The sequence below is a fragment of the Streptomyces sp. NPDC054961 genome (assembly GCF_053609145.1).
The window spans coordinates 1-17474 of record NZ_JBSGWY010000064.1 but is presented as its reverse complement, the minus strand read 5'-3'; the positions used below and the strand labels follow the sequence as shown (position 1 = coordinate 17474).

The 17474-nt window shown below is 73.7% G+C and carries 12 protein-coding genes; 10 read left to right on the top strand and 2 right to left on the bottom strand.

Going from position 1 to position 17474, the window contains the following annotated elements:
- Window positions 1-4: 4 nt before the first annotated feature.
- A complete protein-coding gene (locus tag ACWF9Z_RS34350) occupies window positions 5-223 on the bottom strand; it encodes a gliding motility protein (RefSeq protein ID WP_453609184.1) in 219 nt (72 codons plus the stop codon).
- Window positions 224-455: 232 nt separating this feature from the next.
- Between ACWF9Z_RS34350 and miaA the strand changes: the two genes are divergently transcribed.
- The 6 genes from miaA (at window position 456) to hflX (ending at window position 8399) form a co-directional block, all read left to right on the top strand.
- Entirely contained in the window at window positions 456-1394 is a 939-nt protein-coding gene (gene miaA / locus ACWF9Z_RS34345; protein WP_453609182.1) for a tRNA (adenosine(37)-N6)-dimethylallyltransferase MiaA, read from the top strand.
- 188 nt (window positions 1395-1582) lie between these two features.
- Window positions 1583-2038 (top strand): hypothetical protein, encoded by a 456-nt coding sequence (locus tag ACWF9Z_RS34340; protein ID WP_453609206.1) that lies wholly within the window; start codon window positions 1583-1585, stop codon window positions 2036-2038.
- Between the two features lie 24 nt (window positions 2039-2062).
- Window positions 2063-2947, top strand: a complete 885-nt coding sequence (dapF, locus tag ACWF9Z_RS34335; protein WP_453609179.1) for a diaminopimelate epimerase — start codon at window positions 2063-2065, stop codon at window positions 2945-2947.
- A 140-nt stretch (window positions 2948-3087) separates the two neighbouring features.
- Window positions 3088-5190 (top strand): RelA/SpoT family protein, encoded by a 2103-nt coding sequence (locus ACWF9Z_RS34330; protein ID WP_453609177.1) that lies wholly within the window; start codon window positions 3088-3090, stop codon window positions 5188-5190.
- Between the two features lie 75 nt (window positions 5191-5265).
- The gene (locus ACWF9Z_RS34325) at window positions 5266-6717 is read left to right on the top strand and encodes a M1 family metallopeptidase (protein WP_453609174.1); all 1452 of its coding nucleotides are present in this window, start codon (window positions 5266-5268) and stop codon (window positions 6715-6717) included.
- Window positions 6718-6890: 173 nt separating this feature from the next.
- Complete coding sequence (gene hflX, locus ACWF9Z_RS34320) at window positions 6891-8399, top strand: GTPase HflX (RefSeq protein ID WP_453609171.1); 1509 nt, start codon at window positions 6891-6893, stop codon at window positions 8397-8399.
- Window positions 8400-8563: 164 nt separating this feature from the next.
- Here the strand turns inward: hflX and ACWF9Z_RS34315 are convergent, their stop codons facing one another.
- The gene (locus tag ACWF9Z_RS34315; protein ID WP_453609168.1) at window positions 8564-9733 is read right to left on the bottom strand and encodes a trypsin-like serine peptidase; all 1170 of its coding nucleotides are present in this window, start codon (window positions 9731-9733) and stop codon (window positions 8564-8566) included.
- Between the two features lie 186 nt (window positions 9734-9919).
- Between ACWF9Z_RS34315 and ACWF9Z_RS34310 the strand changes: the two genes are divergently transcribed.
- From ACWF9Z_RS34310 to ACWF9Z_RS34295, 4 genes are all read left to right on the top strand, one after another.
- Entirely contained in the window at window positions 9920-11500 is a 1581-nt protein-coding gene (locus tag ACWF9Z_RS34310) for a diaminobutyrate--2-oxoglutarate transaminase family protein (RefSeq protein WP_453609165.1), read from the top strand.
- Between the two features lie 3078 nt (window positions 11501-14578).
- Window positions 14579-16414 carry an IucA/IucC family protein gene (locus ACWF9Z_RS34305; protein WP_453609162.1) on the top strand — a complete coding sequence of 612 codons (1836 nt, stop codon included), beginning with the start codon at window positions 14579-14581 and terminating at the stop codon, window positions 16412-16414.
- Between the two features lie 31 nt (window positions 16415-16445).
- A complete protein-coding gene (locus ACWF9Z_RS34300; protein WP_453609160.1) occupies window positions 16446-17102 on the top strand; it encodes a GNAT family N-acetyltransferase in 657 nt (218 codons plus the stop codon).
- A gap of 165 nt (window positions 17103-17267) precedes the next feature.
- A partial coding sequence (locus ACWF9Z_RS34295; protein ID WP_453609204.1) for a hypothetical protein occupies window positions 17268-17474 on the top strand: 207 nt, incomplete at its 3' end.

Here is a 17474-nt window from a genome sequence, read left to right as displayed (position 1 = left end):
TTGGCTACGTACGGGCACCCTCGCCGGCCCCGCTGTCCGCGGCGACCTCGGCCGACTGCTGCTTCGGGATCTCGACGGCTTCCACCGTGTCCTTCTCCTCGGCCGCGGCCGGCTCGGTACCGGCCTCCTCGGCCGTCGCGGACTCCGCCGTCAGATCCGCGGCCGCGACCTCTTCGGTCACTGGCTGGCTCTTGCGGCCGAGAAGCCGGTCCAAAATGCCCATGTCTACTCCTATATAACGCTACTCGTGTGAGTGAAGTTCCGCCGTGGCCGGGCCGTGGCCGGGCCACGGCGGGACCACGGGCGGACCGGCCTGCGCCGGTCACGGGCCGGGCGTACGACCAGGCGTGCGCCGGGCCACGGCCCCGCCAAGGGAACGACCCCGGTACGACCCCGTCACGTAGCTCGATCGGGTACATGGCGGCGCCTTGACGGGGGGCTGCGAGACTGGGGCCGTGAGGAAAGCAGCCCCCGCCCCGCGGGTCATCGCCGTCGTAGGACCCACCGCCGCCGGAAAGTCGGATCTGGGGGTGGCCCTGGCCCGTCATTTCGACGGCGAAGTCGTCAACGCCGACTCGATGCAGCTGTACCGGGGGATGGACATCGGTACCGCCAAACTGACGACCGAGGAACGCGGCGGGGTGCCGCACCACCTCCTCGACATCTGGGACGTCACCGAGACGGCGAGCGTCGCCGAGTACCAGCGCCTCGCCCGCGCCGAGATCGACAAGCTGCTCGCGCAGGGCCGCACGCCGGTCCTCGTCGGCGGTTCCGGCCTCTACGTGCGGGGCGCGCTCGACGCCATGGAGTTCCCCGGCACCGACCCCGAGGTGCGGGCCCGGCTGGAAGCCGAGGCCACCCTGCGCGGCCCCGGCGCCCTGCACGCCCGGCTCGCCGCCGCCGACCCGGCCGCCGCGCAGGCGATCCTGCCCAGCAACGGCCGCCGCATCGTGCGCGCCCTCGAGGTCATCGAGATCACCGGGCGTCCGTTCACCGCCAACCTCCCCGGCCACGAGTCCGTCTACGACACGGTCCAGATCGGCGTGGACGTCGCCCGGCCCGAGCTCGACGAGCGGATCGCGCTGCGCGTGGACCGGATGTGGGAGGCCGGACTGGTGGACGAGGTCCGCGCGCTGGAGGCCGCGGGGCTGCGCGACGGGATCACCGCTTCCCGGGCGCTCGGCTACCAGCAGGTGCTGTCCGCGCTCGCCGGCGCCTGCACCGAGGAGGAGGCGCGCGCCGAGACGGTCCGGGCCACCAAGCGGTTCGCCCGCAGGCAGGACTCCTGGTTCCGCCGCGACCCGAGGGTGCACTGGCTCAGCGGGGCCGTGGCCGACCGGGGAGAACTGGCCGGACTCGCGCAGTCGTTGGTCGAACGAGCGGTCACAGCCTGATCACGTGATGGCATCGGGACGCCCCGGGCGCCTGTCCGGGGCCCGCTGGCGTGCCATCATCAAACTGCCGCCGGTGCCGTCACCGGCGGGGCAAACGGCGTAGGAAGTCCGAGTGGGGAGGGCGCGTGGCGATGGAGGCCGGCCCTCGTGACACCGGTCGGGACGACACCCGGCGGGAAGCGGACCCGATGCTCCTCGACGGGTCAGTGGAAGCCGACGGGCTCGGACTGCCCGCGGAGCCCGCGCGACTGACCCCCGACGGCCCGGACGTCCCGGACCGCGCCGAGGCGGAGGCCGCCGGCGCACCCGAGTTCGAGGTCGAACTGCGTCCGCAGCGGCGGCTGCGCCTGTGGCAGATCGGCCCGATCGTCGTACTGGCCGCGGCCGGTTCCCTGATGTTCGCCTTCCCGCTCGCCTTCGAGTTCGGAGACGGCGGAGCGGTCGTCGCCATGCTCGGATTCCTCATCAGCTGCTGCGCGGGCGGCTGGGGCATGATGGCCGCGCGCCGCGTGGGCTACGCCCTGCCGGGACTCTCGGCGCGCGGGTCCGGGCTCCGCTCCGACTGGCGGGTGGCCGCGCTGTACGCACTGGCCGCGCTGGCCGTCGTGGCGCTGGCCGTGTACCGGGTGGCCCGCCTGCGCTAGCGGCGGGCTCGGTACGATGGGCGGGTGACGCAGACCAGCCCCTCCTCGCTCCCCTTCCTCAAGGGCCACGGCACCGAGAACGACTTCGTGATCGTCCCGGACCCGGACAACGCCATCGAGCTGCCGGCGTCCGCCGTGGCGCGGCTGTGCGACCGGCGGGCCGGGATCGGCGCGGACGGCGTGCTGCACGTCGTGCGCTCGGCCGCGCACCCCGAGGCGGCGCACATGGCCGGCGAGGCCGAATGGTTCATGGACTACCGCAACAGCGACGGTTCCGTCGCCGAGATGTGCGGCAACGGCGTCCGCGTCTTCGCCCGCTACCTCCAGCACGCCGGGTACGTCGAGCCCGGGGACCTGGCCGTCGCCACCCGGGGCGGCGTCAAGCGGGCGCACCTCGACAAGGCCGGGGACGTGACCGTCTCCATGGGCCGCGCCGAGCTGCCCGAGGGCGAGGTCACCGTCTCGGTCGGAGACCGCTCCTGGCCCGCGCGCAACGTCAACATGGGCAACCCGCACGCGGTGGCGTTCGTCGACAGCCTGGACGATGCCGGGAACCTGCTGGACCCGCCCCCGTACAGCCCGGCGTCCGCCTACCCGACCGGCGTCAACGTCGAGTTCGTCGTCGACCGCGGCCCCCGGCACGTCGCCATGCGCGTCCACGAGCGCGGCTCCGGCGAGACCCGCTCCTGCGGCACCGGCGCCTGCGCCGTCGCCGTGGCCGCCATCCGCCGCGACGGCGCGGACCCGGCCGTCACCGGCACGCCCGCCGCGTACACGGTCGATCTGCCCGGCGGCAGGCTGGTCATCACCGAGCACCCCGACGGGCGGATCGAGATGGCCGGACCGGCCGTCATCGTGGCCGAGGGCCAGTTCGATCCGGCCTGGCTCACCGAAACGGCTTTCGTCTGAAGCTTCCCTCTCATGGGTGATCCGTTTCACGCTGAGCGAGAGGTGGACTGCGCCACGTGGTGGGGTCGGTAATATCAGGCACCGGCCCTGAGGGCTCACCCCATGCCCACCACCGCCGGTCGAAGCCGCCGGAGGTGCCCATGAGTGCAGAGGCCACGAACCCCGAAGCACGCCCCGATGCGCTCCCTGAACTGCGCAGACGGGGCCGTACCAGGCTTGACCTGCGACGACTCGGACGCGCCGCACTGCTCGGCCCCACGTCCCGGGACCGGCTGCCGGACGCCATCGGCCATGTCGCCGAGGCGCACCGCGCCCACCATCCGGACGCGGACCTGTCCGTGCTGCGCCGCGCCTATCTGCTCGCGGAGACCTCGCACCGCGGTCAGATGCGCAAGAGCGGTGAGCCGTACATCACACATCCCCTCGCCGTCACCCTCATCCTGGCCGAACTCGGCGCCGAGACCACGACCTTGACGGCCTCTCTCCTGCACGACACGGTCGAGGACACCGACGTGACCCTCGCTCAGGTCCGCGAGGAGTTCGGCGAGGAAGTCTGTTTCATCGTCGACGGGGTCACCAAGGTCGAGAAGATCGACTACGGCGCCGCCGCCGAGCCCGAGACCTTCCGCAAGATGCTCGTCGCCACCGGCAACGACGTCCGCGTGATGTCCATCAAACTCGCCGACCGGCTGCACAACATGCGCACCCTCGGCGTGATGCGCCCCGAGAAACAGGCGCGCATCGCCAAGGTGACCCGGGACGTGCTGATCCCGCTCGCCGAACGGCTGGGCGTCCAGGCCCTCAAGACCGAGCTGGAAGACCTCGTCTTCGCGATCCTGCACCCCGAGGAGTACGCGCGCACCCGCGCGCTCATCGCGGCCCACGCCGGGGACCGCGACCCGCTGCCCGCCATCGCCGGCGCCGTACGCGCCGTCCTGCGCGACGCGGGCATCGCCGCCGAGGTGGTCGTACGGCCCCGGCACTTCGTCTCCGTGCACCGCATCTCCCTCAAGCGCGGGGAGCTGCGCGGCTCCGACTTCGGCCGCCTGCTGGTCCTCGTGGCGGAGAACGCCGACTGCTACGGGGTACTGGGGGAGCTGCACACCTGCTTCACCCCCGTCGTCTCGGAGTTCAAGGACTTCATCGCCTCCCCGAAGTTCAACCTCTACCAGTCCCTGCACACCGCCTTCGCCACCCCCGAGGGGTACGTCGCCGAGGTCATCGTGCGGACCCGGCAGATGCACCGGGTCGCGGAGGCGGGAGTGGTCGCGCTCGGCAATCCGTACACGGCGACGGCGACGGCCGCCGCGGCCGCCACGACACCGGCCGCCGCCGACTGCGACGAGGAGCGGGTGGACCCCACCCGGCCCGGCTGGCTTTCGCGGCTCCTCGACTGGCAGCAGTCGGCGCCCGACCCCGACACCTTCTGGAACGTCCTGCGCTCGGAGCTGGCCCAGGACCGGGAGATCACCGTGTTCCGGGCCGACGGCGGCACGCTCGGCCTGCCGGCCGGCGCGAGCTGTATCGACGCCGCCTACGCGCAGCACGGCGAGGCGGCCCACGGCTGTATCGGCGCCCGGGTCAACGGGCGCCTCACCTCCCTGTCCTCCCGCCTCTCGGACGGGGACACCGTCCAGCTGCTGCTCTCGCACGACGCCTCCTCGGGGCCCGCCGCCGACTGGCTGGAGCACGCCAAGACCCCGGCCGCCCGGATCGCCGTCAGCAGCTGGCTGGCCTCCCACCCCGACGGGGCCGGGCCCGCGGCCGCCGCGCCGCGGCCGCCGCTGTCGGTGATCGGGGCCCGGGGCGGCGGGGGCAACGCCGTCGCCGACCTGCCGGACGCCCCCGTGCGGCTCGCGGGGTGCTGCACGCCGGTGCCGCCGGACGCGGTGGAGGGCTTCGTCGTACGGGGCGGGGCCGTCACCGTGCACCGCGTCCACTGCGCGACGGTCGCCCAGATGCGGGCGGTGGGCCGGGCCCCCGTCGCCGTGCACTGGCGGGCGACCGCGGACTGCCGGGTCACGCTGCTCGCCGAATCGTTCGGCCGCCCGCACCTGCTGGCCGATCTGACCGAGGCCATCGCCCGTGAGGGCGTCGAAGTGGTCTCAGCGACCGTCGAACCGCCGGTCGAGCAGCGCGTCCGGCACAGCTACACCCTCCAGCTGCCCGACGCGACGGGCCTCCCGGCCCTGATGCGGGCCATGCGGGACGTGCCGGGCGTGTACGACGTCAGCCGGGCGTAGCCCGCCCGCTCCTTTCGGGTGGAGCCGTCGCGCGCCGTTCGCGGGCGCGTGACGGGCGCTGGTATCCGGTGGGGGATGCAGCTCTCCTCCCCGCGCCTGCGCGCCGCCCTGCTGGCCGCGGCCTCCCTCACCCTCGTCGCCGCCGTCCTGCCCCCGCCCGAGGCGCTGGGCATCGGCGACCCGCTGTTCCCGGAGCTCGGGAACCCCGGGTACGACGTGCTCGCGTACGACCTGTCCTTCGCGTACAAGGACAACCGCACCCCGCTCGACGCGGTCACCGTCATCGACGCCCGCACCCTCACGCGGCTCGAATCCGTCAACCTGGACTTTACGCACGGCACGGTGGCGTCCGCCGAGGTCAACGGCGAGCCGGCGCGGTTCGCGAGCGTCGGCGAGGACCTCGTGCTGACCCCGGCCCGGCCCGTGGAGCAGGGTGCGCCCCTGCACATCACGGTCCGGCACACGAGCGATCCGCGCGGCCGCGCCTCCGACGGCGGCTGGGTCGTCACCGACGACGGGCTGGCGATGGCCAACCAGGCCGACGCCGCCCACCGGGTCTTCCCGTGCAACGACCACCCCGCCGACAAGGCGTACTTCACCTTCCGGATCACCGCGCCCGCCGGGGTGACGGCCGTGGCCAACGGGGTGCCGGGCCTGCTGCCCGCCCCCCGCGCGGGCGCCGCGACCACGTGGACCTACCACGTGCTCCACCCCATGGCCACCGAGCTCGCCCAGGTCTCGCTCGGCGCCTCGGCCGTCGTGCGCGGCACCGGGCCGCACGGGCTGCCGCTGCGCGACGTGGTCCCGGCGGCGGACCGCAAGCGGCTGGAGCCGTGGCTGAAGAAGACCGCCGGGCACGTCGAGTGGATGGAGGAGCGGGTCGGCCGGTACCCCTTCGAGAACTACGGGGTGCTGATCGCGAAGGCGAGGACCGGCTTCGAGCTGGAGACGCAGACCCTCTCGCTGTTCGAGAGCGGGCTGTTCTCGGGAGACAGCGGATACCCCGACTGGTACGTGGAGTCGGTCATGGTCCACGAACTGGCCCACCAGTGGTTCGGCGACAGCGTGACCCCGCGGACCTGGTCGGACCTGTGGCTCAACGAGGGCCACGCCACGTGGTACGAGGCCCTGTACGCGGACGGCCTCGGAAAGTACTCCCTGGAGCGGCGGATGCGCGAGGCGTACCAGCGCTCCGACCAGTGGCGGGCGGACGGCGGGCCGCCGGCCGCACCGAAGCCGGCCCCCCACGGGCAGAAGATCGGGCTGTTCCGGCCCGCGGTCTACGACGGGGCCGCGCTGATCCTGTACGCCCTGCGGCAGGAGATCGGGACCGAGGCCTTCGACCGGGTGGAGCGGCGCTGGGTGGCCGACCACCGGGACTCCACCGCCGGCACGGAGGAGTTCGTACGCCTGGCCTCGCGGGAGGCCGGCCGGGACCTGTCGGCCTTCCTGGAGCCGTGGCTGTACGGAAAGACGACGCCCGCGATGCCGGGGCACCCGGAGTGGAGCACCCCGAAAAGCGTGTGACGTGCGCGGAACGGGCATGCCACCATCGACGGGGCCGGACGGGGCCGCCGCGGGGAATCTCCGGGCGGTGTCACACGTTGGACATGACAGTGTTATGTCACGCGCCGGAGTAGCTTTGGCCTCGGCTCCGCTCCGACTGGCGCGGACGCATTCGCAATCGACGTAAGGATCCAATGACCTCCTCTTCTTCCCCTTCCCAGGACGCGCGGGACGACGCACAGGGTGCGGCGGACCCGCAGAGCTTCACCGAGAGCCTTCGGGCCGACGCCCTGATGGAAGAGGACGTCGCCTGGAGCCACGAGGTCGACGGAGACCGGGACGGCGCGCAGTACGAGCGCTCCGAGCGCGCGGCCCTGCGCCGCGTGGCCGGCCTCTCCACCGAGCTCGAAGACGTCACCGAGGTCGAGTACCGCCAGCTCCGCCTGGAGCGGGTCGTACTCGTCGGCGTGTGGACCTCCGGCACGGCGCAGGACGCGGACAACTCCCTCGCGGAACTCGCCGCCCTCGCCGAGACGGCGGGCGCACTCGTCCTCGACGGTGTGATCCAGCGCCGCGACAAGCCCGACCCGGCCACCTTCATCGGTTCCGGCAAGGCCCGCGAGCTGCGCGACATCGTCCTGGAGAGCGGCGCCGACACCGTCGTCTGCGACGGCGAGCTCAGCCCCGGCCAGCTCATCGCCCTCGAAGACGTCGTCAAGGTGAAGGTGGTCGACCGGACCGCGCTCATCCTCGACATCTTCGCCCAGCACGCCAAGTCCCGTGAGGGCAAGGCGCAGGTCGCGCTCGCGCAGATGCAGTACATGCTGCCGCGACTGCGCGGCTGGGGTGCTTCGCTGTCCCGGCAGATGGGTGGCGGCGGCGGCGGTGGCATGGCGACCCGAGGCCCCGGTGAGACCAAGATCGAGACCGACCGGCGCCGGATCCGCGAGAAGATGGCGAAGATGCGCCGGGAGATCGCGGAGATGAAGACCGGACGCGACATCAAGCGGCAGGAACGGCGCCGCAACAAGGTGCCCTCGGTCGCCATCGCCGGCTACACCAACGCCGGCAAGTCCTCGCTGCTCAACCGCCTCACGGGCGCGGGCGTCCTGGTGGAGAACGCGCTGTTCGCCACCCTCGACCCGACCGTGCGCCGGGCCGAGACCCCCTCCGGCCGGATCTACACCCTGGCCGACACCGTCGGCTTCGTCCGGCACCTGCCGCACCACCTCGTCGAGGCGTTCCGCTCCACGATGGAGGAGGTCGGGGACTCCGACCTCATCCTGCACATCGTGGACGGCTCGCACCCGGCGCCGGAGGAGCAGCTGGCGGCGGTCCGCGAGGTCATCCGCGAGGTCGGCGCCGTCAAGGTGCCCGAGATCGTGGTGATCAACAAGGCGGACGCGGCCGACCCGCTGGTGCTCCAGCGCCTGCTGCGGATCGAGCGGCGCTCCATCGCCGTCTCGGCGCGCACGGGCCAGGGCATCGAGGAACTCCTCGCGCTCATCGACGCGGAGCTGCCGCGGCCGGCGATCGAGGTCGAGGCCGTGGTCCCGTACACGCGGGGCTCACTGATCGCCCGCGCCCATGCCGAGGGCGAGGTGATCTCCGAGGAGCACACGGCGGAGGGCACGCTGCTCAAGGCGCGGGTGCACGCGGAACTGGCGTCGGAGTTCGCTCCGTACGTGCTCGCCAAGCACTGACGCGGCGGCCTTCGGGCCGCGCCGCGTGCGGCCGTGCGCGCTGCGCACGGCCGTGGAGGAACGAAGGAGGGCCCCCCGCATCCCGCGGGGGGCCCTCCTTCGTCACGACTCCTGCTCTGCCTGCTACGCCTGCCGTCCCGCGACGAATCCTGCCGCGGCGGCGTCTACTTGAACTTGCCGCTCACCGCGTCGAAGATGCCCTTCGCCTCCGGGCCCAGCCGCGGTCCGGCCAGCCAGGCCGCCTTGGCGGGGCCGATCGAGGTGTTCGACACCAGCGCCGGCTTGCCGTCGGAGCCCGTCGCCACCCAGCCGCCGCCCGAGGAACCGCCGGTCATCGTGCAGCCGATGCGGTACATCGTGGGGTCGGTGGTGTTCAGCGACAGCCGGCCCGGCTTGTCGGTGCACTGGAAGGCCTTCTGGCCGTCGAACGGAGCCGCCGCCGGGTAACCCGTGGCCGTCATGCTCGCGACCTTCGGCGCCGCCGGGGCGTTGAACTCCACGGGGAGCGCCGTGCCTACCGTCTCCTCCAGCGACTTGCCGCCGCCCTTCTCCGGGGTCACGTGCAGGACCGCGAAGTCGTACGGGGCACCCGCGCCGCCGGTCGGACCGCCGGTCGCGATCCACTGGTCGGAGGTCTGCGCCCAGTCGCTCCACCACACGCCGTACGGAGCCACCTCCTCGCGGGGAGCGCCCTTGAGCGCCGCCGCCGGCTTGCCGGTGTTGTTGTACGACGGCACGAAGGCGATGTTGCGGTACCAGCCGCCGGCCTTGCCCGCGTGCACGCAGTGGCCGGCCGTCCACACCATGTTGGACTTGCCGGGATGCGCCGGGTCCTTCACCACGGTCGCCGAGCAGACCATCGAGCCCTCGGGGCCGTCGAAGAAGACCTTGCCGGAAGCCGGAACGCTCTGGTGGTAGGGCGCGGTCGCGGCCTTCGCCGCCACCGCGGCCGGGACCGGGTCGGTGACGCCCTGGTCCTTGCCCGCGTCCGGGTCGACGGCCGGGGGCTGCGGCGTCTTGTCGGCGTCACGCATCCGGTCCGGGTCCCACAGGTCCTCGATGATCGGGTTGATGTAGTCGCCCGCCTCGCGGAGCCAGTCCTCCTTCTTCCAGTTCTTCCACGCACCCCCCTTCCACTTCTCCAGGTCTATGCCGTGCTCCTTGAGCTTGTCCTTCAGCCCGTCCGGGATCTTGACCCCGTCGATGCCGGTCGGAAGGCTCGATGCCACGGTCGGCTTGGCGTCGGTCTCACCGTCGCCGGGTCCGCAGGCCGCAGCGGTCAGCGCGAGCGCGGCCGAGCACAGGATCGCGGTGACCGGTCGGATCGGTCGCATGTCGTGAATCCCCCTGGTGGTTCGGGATGGTGCCTGGGTTTGCAGCCCCCCACTATGCCGCTGCCGTGAGGGACGGCACAGGCCGGGGCGACGGTTCCGTGGAACCGGGCCCGTCTCGCGGGCGGGGCAAGGATCTTGGGTCAACCCGTGATCCGTCGCCGTCACCGTCGTTGGTACGTACGGGGGATGGGGGAGCGGCGTGGGGTTCGAGGCGCACTCCGGACGAGCGGCCCGGGCGCACCGGACGAGCACCGCACGCGCATCGCGACCGCACGGCGAGCGGACCGCGGGCGCGGCGCAGGAGGACCGGAGAGAACCGGAGAGAACCGGGAGGGCAATCGTGCGGGAGGGACGACACTCGTGGCTTTGACGAGCGACCAGGCCGCGGCCGGGGCGCACCTCCCGCCGCAGTCGAACCGGGCGCCGGGCGCCGCGGACCAGGGCGCCGCGGACCAGGGGGCTTCGACGGCGCCGGGCGAGGGCATCCTGCGGCGGCAGGCCCAACGGGAGTCCTCCGCACGGACGTACGCGCGCTCCCTGCCCATCGTCCCCGTGCGCGCGCGGGGGCTGACCATCGAGGGCGCCGACGGGCGTCGCTATCTCGACTGCCTCTCCGGCGCGGGCACCCTCGCCCTCGGGCACAACCACCCGGTGGTTCTCGAAGCCATCCGCGGAGTCCTCGACTCGGGGGCCCCGCTGCACGTCCTGGACCTCGCGACGCCGGTCAAGGACGCCTTCACCACCGAGCTGTTCGCCAATCTGCCGGCGGGGCTCGCCGCGGACGCCCGCATCCAGTTCTGCGGGCCCGCCGGGACGGACGCGGTGGAGGCCGCGCTGAAACTCGTCCGCACCGCCACCGGCAGGTCCGGGCTCCTCGCCTTCACCGGGGCCTACCACGGCATGACCGCGGGCGCGTTGGACGCATCGGGCGGGGCGACGGACGTACGCGTGACCCGGCTGCCGTACCCGCAGGACCACCGCTGCCCCTTCGGGGTCGGCGGCCCCGAGGGCGCGGAGCTCTCGGCGCGCTGGACGGAGAGCCTGCTGGACGACCCCAAGAGCGGGGTGGCGACGCCCGCGGGCATGATCGTCGAACCGGTGCAGGGCGAGGGCGGGGTCCACCCCTCCCCGGACGCCTGGCTGCGCCGGATGCGGGAGATCACGGCGGCCCGGGGGATCCCGCTGATCGCCGACGAGGTCCAGACGGGCGTGGGGCGCACCGGCGCCTTCTGGGGGGTCGACCACGCCGGTGTCGTGCCCGACGTGATGGTGCTGTCGAAGGCCATCGGCGGCAGCCTGCCGCTCGCGGTGATCGTCTACCGGGCGGAGCTGGACCGATGGGCTCCCGGAGCCCACGCCGGCACCTTCCGGGGCAACCAGCTGGCCATGGCGGCGGGTACCGCGACCCTCGCCCATGTCCGGGAGAACGGCCTCGCGGCCCGCGCGCACTCCCTGGGCGCGCGCATGCTGGCCTCCCTGCGGAGCCTGATCCCGGCCCACCCGTACGTGGGGGACGTACGGGGCCGCGGCCTGATGCTCGGCGTCGAACTGGTCGACCCCGACACGGGGGAGGCCGCACCCGACCTCGCGGTGGCCGTCCGACAGGCCTGCCTGGACCGCGGCCTCATCGTCGAACTCGGCGGCCGCCACTCCGGCGTCGTCCGCCTCCTCCCGCCCCTGACCCTGACCGACGAACAGGCCGCCGCCGTCCTCGACCGCCTCGCCGACGCCATCCCCGCCGCTGCCGCCGCCGCCCTCCGCCGCTAAGGACCCACCCCCATGCCCACCCACCCCGCCCCGCCACCGCCGCCGCCCCCTTCGCCTTCGCCTCCGGCGGCTTTGCCTTCGCCTCCGGCGGCTTCGCCTGGGTCGGCTTCGCCGGTGGCGGCTTCGCCTGTAGTGGCTTCGCCCGCTGCGTATGCCCCCGGGGTACCTGTCGCCCCCGTCCACCCTCCCGAGCACGCAGCCGCTATCGCGCCTCGGCCCCCCGGCGGAGCCGAAGCCCCCGCCGTCTTCGCGGCTCCGGCTGCGCCTGCCCCGCCCGCCGCTGAGCTTGCATCGCCTGCCTCTGCCTCTGCCTCTGCGCCCGGCTCTATGCCTGCCCGTACCCCTGCCGCCCGAGCCTCCACTGGCGCGACTGCTTCCTCTGCTGAGCGGATTGTTCCTGCCGGGCTGGCCGGGCCTGCTGCCTCGGCCTCCTCTGCCGACCCGATCACCTCTGCCGGGCCTGCCGCCCAGGCCTCCTCTGGCGCGACTGCCTCCTCTGCCGGGCTGATTGTTCCTGCCGGGCCCGTCGGCCCTACCGCATCCGTCGGGCCCGATGCCTTCTCCGCGCTGGTTGATTCTGCTCCGCAGGTGGCCTCTGCGATGTCAGCTCGCCCTGCCGCGCCTGCCGCGCCTGCCGCGCCTGCCGCGCCTGGCGCGCTGGCTCCGTCGCCTGTCTCCGCCGTCTTGGCCGCGCCCTCTGCCCTGGTTGCCTCCGCCGGGCCTGCCCCCTCTGCCCCTCTCACTTCCGAGGGCTCCTTGGCGTTCCGGACGGCTGCCGGACGGTCCGCTGACCGTGATGCTCCCGACGGGCCCCCGACGGTCAGGGCGGACGCCGCAGGATTCCTGCCGACACCGCTAGTCGGCTCGCCGCAGCTCGCAGGGGCCGAGCCCGTGTCCTCCCCGAACCCCTCGGCCGGATGGCAAGCGTTGCCCTCGACTCCCGCCCCTGCACGGGGGCCCGTGTGGCCTGCGCGGAGTGAGCCGGGACCGCACACATCCACCTCCACCGGTGCCCCGCCTGCATCCGTGCCACAGCCTCCTGCCTTCGACGGTCCGGCCTCCGAGGGCAGCGAGCCCGCGTTGACTCGGGTCCTCCCAGCCGAAGCTCCCAGCCCCTCGCCGTCCCCTACCCCCACCCTCAGCTCCACGTCGTCCGTTTGGAGCACGCCCGTGATGCCGCATGCCACCTCCGACGAGCCCTCGTCATCGCCGTCTCCCTCCCCGTCTGCCGGAGATGGCGAGCCGGCCCTGTTCTTGGCCGCGCCCGCGCAGGCCACGGCCCCGGGTTCGACGTCTGCCGGGGGGAGGGAAACCGTGATGCCTCTGGCCGGACCGCCCTCTGCCGGGGGAGCGTCCGCGCGGCCTCCCCTCGACAGCCCATCGCGGCCGGGACGGGGCGAACCGACGTCGGCTCCGACCACCCCCGCCGTGTCCTTGCCGATGGGCCCCCCTCTGCTCTCGGCTCTCGACGCCGTCACCCGATCCCCACGTCCGGCTCCCTCCAGCACACCGGAACTGCGGATCTCCCGCCCGTCGACCTCCGCGGGTGCCGCGTACACGTGGTCCCCGGCAGACCACGGCGAGACCCCATCGACGCCGACAACACCGGTCGACCCCTCCGCCCCCGCTTCCTTCGGGGACATGACCACCCGGGCTCTGCAGCCCACCCCTCTCCCGGGCTCGGACGGCTGGAACTCCCCGTCCACCACCCACGCCGCATCCCTGGCTCGCCCCGGCGGGTCCGAGGCGTCCGCGCCGCCCGCGTCCCTGCCGCCCCGAGCCGCCCCGTCGGAGCCCGAGCCGCCCGCATCGCCCGCAGGCCAGCTGGGTGGGCTGGAGCCCCGTCTGCCCGGAGGGCTTGCGTCTCCAGCTGCCGCGCACGCACCTGAGTCGCCCACGTCGCCCGTAGCCCACCCCGTCGAGTGGGAGCCCTGGCTGCAGGAGTCGGCCCCGCCCCGAGCTACCGCGCACGCACCTGAGTCGCCCCCATCGCCCGCAGCCCAGTTGGGTGGGCTGGAGCCCCGCCTGCCCGAAGCGCTTCCGTCCCGAGCCGCCGCGTCGGAACCCGAGCTGCCCGCGTCGCTCCTGGCCCACCCCGTCGAGTGGGAGCCCCGGCTGCCGGAGTCGCTTCTGTCCCGAGCCGCCGCACCAGAGCCCGAACTGCCCGCGTCGCCCCTGGCTCGCCCCGGCGAGTCCGTGCCGCCCGCGTCGCGTCCGTCCCGAGCCCCCGGGTACGAGTCCGAGCCGGCCGCTTCGCTCCCCGCCCGATCCGACGTGTGCCCGACCGAGTGGCCGCCGTCGATGCCCGCCGCCGCTCCGGTGGCTGCGGGTGCCGGTGATGCGGAGGTGTCCCGGAGGCTGGTCGGGATTCCGGCGGTGTCGGCGTCGTTCGGCTCTGCCCGCCGAGAGGTGGGTGCGAGCGGGCAGGACGCCACCTCGGGTGACGCACGCCCTGCGCTCGCACAAGGGAGGGTCGCTCCTGGCCCGGACGCTGCGCGCCCGGCGAACTCCGGCTTCGCGGAGCCAGCTGCTCCCGTAGCCGCGGGGAGTTCATCCGAGCCGTGGCCTACGGTGCCGGGCGGGTCGCTGACAAGGCGGCCCGTGCAGGTGGCCGCAAGCGCGCCGCAGCCCGACACCGCGCCTTCGGCCGCGGACGCCGAGGGTACGGCCGGGATTGCGCCGCAGCCCGACACCATGCCTCCGGCCATGGGCGCCGAGGGCACGACGGACCCGGCACCCGTCGGGTCGAACCCGGCACGGCCCGGCATCGCCCGAGCCGCAGGGCAGCAACCCCAGGGGCAGCCCGTCGCGCCCCCGTCGGCCGGACCGGGCGGAGACGAAGCCCGGACCCCGGCCCAGACGCAGACCCAGACCCCGGCCCAAACCCCGGCCCAAACCCCGGCCCAAACCCCGGCCCAAACCCCGGCCCAGACCCCGGCACCGGCACCGGCCCAAGCCCAGTCCGGGACCGGGACCGGGACCGGGACAGGGGCAGGGGCCGGGGCAGGGCCGTCCGCGGTGACGGTGAGCGGGGTCACCGGCCCGGCGGAGTCGTTGCCGTGCAAGCCCGGGGCAGGCATGGCGTGGGTGGCGGCCGAGGCGCAGCTCGGCGAGGGCGTCGCCGCCAACGTCCCCCGGCAGAAGGACGGCACGGTCAGGCCCCGGGCGGGCGCGGCCGACCCCCTGGACCACCCCGACCCGAGGATCGCGGCCGAGGCCGCCGCCTCGGAGAACCTGCTGCGGTGCTGGGTCCGCGAGACCGGGCTCGGGCGGCCCGCCGGTTCCGTGCTGCGCGTTCCCCTCCCCGCATCCGGTACCGCGCTGCTCGTCGCGGTCCGCTACTGGTCCACCGCCGGCTGGCACCGCTTCGGACCGGCCCGGCTGGAGGGCGCCCCGGTCGAGGCGCCCGTCGTGGACGCCGTCACCCTCGCCGCGCTGCTCTCCCGCGAAGGCAGCGTCGTCCAAGGCAACTCGGCCCCCGGCGGCGCCGACCTCGTCGGCCGGGTCGCCGACTCGGTGCACCGGACCGCCGAGTTCATCACCGACCGCCGCCAACGCCCGTCCGCACCCGCAGCCGTTGCCACTGACCTGTTCCTCACCGCGGAACAGTCCCTCCTCCTCGGTCATCCCCTGCACCCGACCCCGAAGAGCCGCGAAGGACTCTCCGAAGCCGAAGTGCGCCGCTATTCACCCGAACTGCACGGTTCCTTCCCCCTGCACTGGCTGGCCGTCGCACCCGCCGCACTCGCCACCGACTCCGCCTGGACCGAACGCGGCCGCCCGGTCTCCGCAGCCCGCCTGCTGGGCCGCATGGCCCCCGGGCTCCCGCTGCCCGACGGCGCCACCCCCCTTCCCCTTCACCCCTGGCAGGCCCGCGACCTGCTCCAGCGCCCCGCGGTCACCGCCCTCCGCGACGCGGGACTCCTGCACGACCTGGGTCCGTACGGCGAACCCTGGTACCCGACCTCCTCCATCCGCACCGTCCACCAGCCCGGCGCCCCCGCGATGCTCAAGCTCTCCCTGGGCCTGCGCATCACCAACTCCCGCCGGGAGAACCTCCGCAAGGAGCTCCACCGCGGCATCGAGGTCCACCGGCTGCTGCGCACCGGACTCGCCGAGCAGTGGCGAGCGACCCACCCCGGATTCGACATCGTCCGCGACCCCGCCTGGGTGGCCGTGGACGACGCCGACGGCCTCCCCGTCCCCGGCCTGGACGTCCTCCTGCGTCACAACCCCTTCCGCTCGGGCGACGACGCCCTCTGCATCGCCGCACTCACCGCCCCCCGCCCGTGGCCCGGCCGGACCACGACGAGCTCCCGGCTCGCCGAAACCGTCGCGCGGCTCGCCGCCACCACCGGGCGGACGGTGGCCGCCGTGTCCGCCGAGTGGTTCCTGCGCTACCTCGACCACGTCGTCCGGCCGGTCCTCGCCTTCGACGCGCTCGCGGGCATCGCCCTCGAAGCGCACCAGCAGAACACCCTGGTCCTCCTCGACCCGGCCGGCTGGCCGGTCGGCGGCCGCTACCGCGACAACCAGGGCTACTACTTCCGCGACTCCCGGCGCACGGAACTGGAGCGCCGGCTTCCCGGTATCGGCGACGCCAGCGACACCTTCGTCTCCGACGCCGTCACCGACGAACGCTTCGCCTACTACCTCGGCATCAACAACGTGTTCGGCCTCATCGGAGCCTTCGGATCCCAGCGCCTCGCCGACGAACGCGTCCTGCTCGCGGCATTCCGCCGGTTCCTCGGCAAGGCCGCCGACCTCGGCCCGCTCCCCGCGCGACTGCTCGACTCACCCACCCTGCGCTGCAAGGCGAATCTGCTCACCCGCCTGGGCGGCCTCGACGAGCTCGTCGGCCCCGTCGACACCCAGTCCGTCTACGTCACCATCACCAACCCCCTCCACGATTGACGCGCCAGAACCGACAGGGAGAAGAGCCCCGATGCCCTCCACCGATCTCCACACCGCCGCGCCCCCCAGGGTCGGGCCGCGTCTCGTCGCCGCGTCGCTGCCCCGGCTCGCCGAAGCGGACCTGCTCGACTCTCCGGCAAGCTGGAGCGGCATCACCACCCACGCCGGCGTCTTCCGTCTCGAACCGGTGCGGCTCGGCCGAGACCTCGAGCTCATCACCAGCTGGATGAACGACCCGCAGGTCGACGCCTACTGGGAACTCGCCGGCCCCGTCGCCGTCACCGCCGCCCACCTGCGGGCACAGCTGGACGGGGACACCGGCAGCATCCCGTGCCTCGGCCTCCTCGACGGCACACCGATGAGCTACTGGGAGATCTACCGGGCCGACCTCGACCCGGTCTCCGCGTACTACCCGGCGCGCCCGCACGACACGGGTATCCACCTGCTCATCGGAGACGGCACGAACCGCGGCAGGGGTCTGGGCACCGCGCTCCTGCGCGCCGTCACCGACCTGGTGTTCGACAACCGCCCTCCCTGCAGGCGCGTCATCGCCGAACCGGACATCCGCAACACCCCCTCCGTCTCCGCCTTCTTGAGCTCCGGATTCCGCTGTTCCGCGGAAATCGAACTGCCTGGCAAGCGCGCCGCCCTGATGGTCCGTGAGCGGGCGCTGCGCCACCTCATCTGACGGCCGCCCCGCCGGCCCCGGTCCCTCCGCCCGCTCTTGTCCCGTCTGCTGCACCTCTCCCATCGAAAACTCTGCGCGACGCAGGTAAGTTCCCGATATCCGAGGAGTTCCGTGCCGAATTTCTCCCCAGCCCCCGGCTCCACGGGCCCGCACTTCTCGGCTGCCGTGGCCGCATCGCCCCAACACCCCTCCACCCCACCCGAACTGAACCGCCCGACCTGGGACTTCGCCGCCCGCCGCCTCCTCGCCAAGATGCTGGGCGAGTTCGCGTACGAGGAGATCATCACCCCGGCCCCGGCCCCGGCCCCGGCCCCGGCCCCGGCCCCGGCCCCGGCCCCGGCCCCGGCCCCGGCCCCGGCCCCGGCCCCGGCC

What these genes read in the sequence shown, in the direction of transcription:
- ACWF9Z_RS34350 (WP_453609184.1), bottom strand. Translation starts at nt 223, where the DNA reads ATGGGCATTTTGGACCGGCTTCTCGGCCGCAAGAGCCAGCCAGTGACC.
- ACWF9Z_RS34340 (WP_453609206.1), top strand. Translation starts at nt 1,583, where the DNA reads ATGCTCCTCGACGGGTCAGTGGAAGCCGACGGGCTCGGACTGCCCGCG.
- ACWF9Z_RS34330 (WP_453609177.1), top strand. Translation starts at nt 3,088, where the DNA reads ATGAGTGCAGAGGCCACGAACCCCGAAGCACGCCCCGATGCGCTCCCT.
- ACWF9Z_RS34325 (WP_453609174.1), top strand. Translation starts at nt 5,266, where the DNA reads ATGCAGCTCTCCTCCCCGCGCCTGCGCGCCGCCCTGCTGGCCGCGGCC.
- hflX (WP_453609171.1), top strand. Translation starts at nt 6,891, where the DNA reads ATGACCTCCTCTTCTTCCCCTTCCCAGGACGCGCGGGACGACGCACAG.
- ACWF9Z_RS34315 (WP_453609168.1), bottom strand. Translation starts at nt 9,733, where the DNA reads ATGCGACCGATCCGACCGGTCACCGCGATCCTGTGCTCGGCCGCGCTC.
- ACWF9Z_RS34310 (WP_453609165.1), top strand. Translation starts at nt 9,920, where the DNA reads ATGGGGGAGCGGCGTGGGGTTCGAGGCGCACTCCGGACGAGCGGCCCG.
- ACWF9Z_RS34305 (WP_453609162.1), top strand. Translation starts at nt 14,579, where the DNA reads ATGGCGTGGGTGGCGGCCGAGGCGCAGCTCGGCGAGGGCGTCGCCGCC.
- ACWF9Z_RS34300 (WP_453609160.1), top strand. Translation starts at nt 16,446, where the DNA reads ATGCCCTCCACCGATCTCCACACCGCCGCGCCCCCCAGGGTCGGGCCG.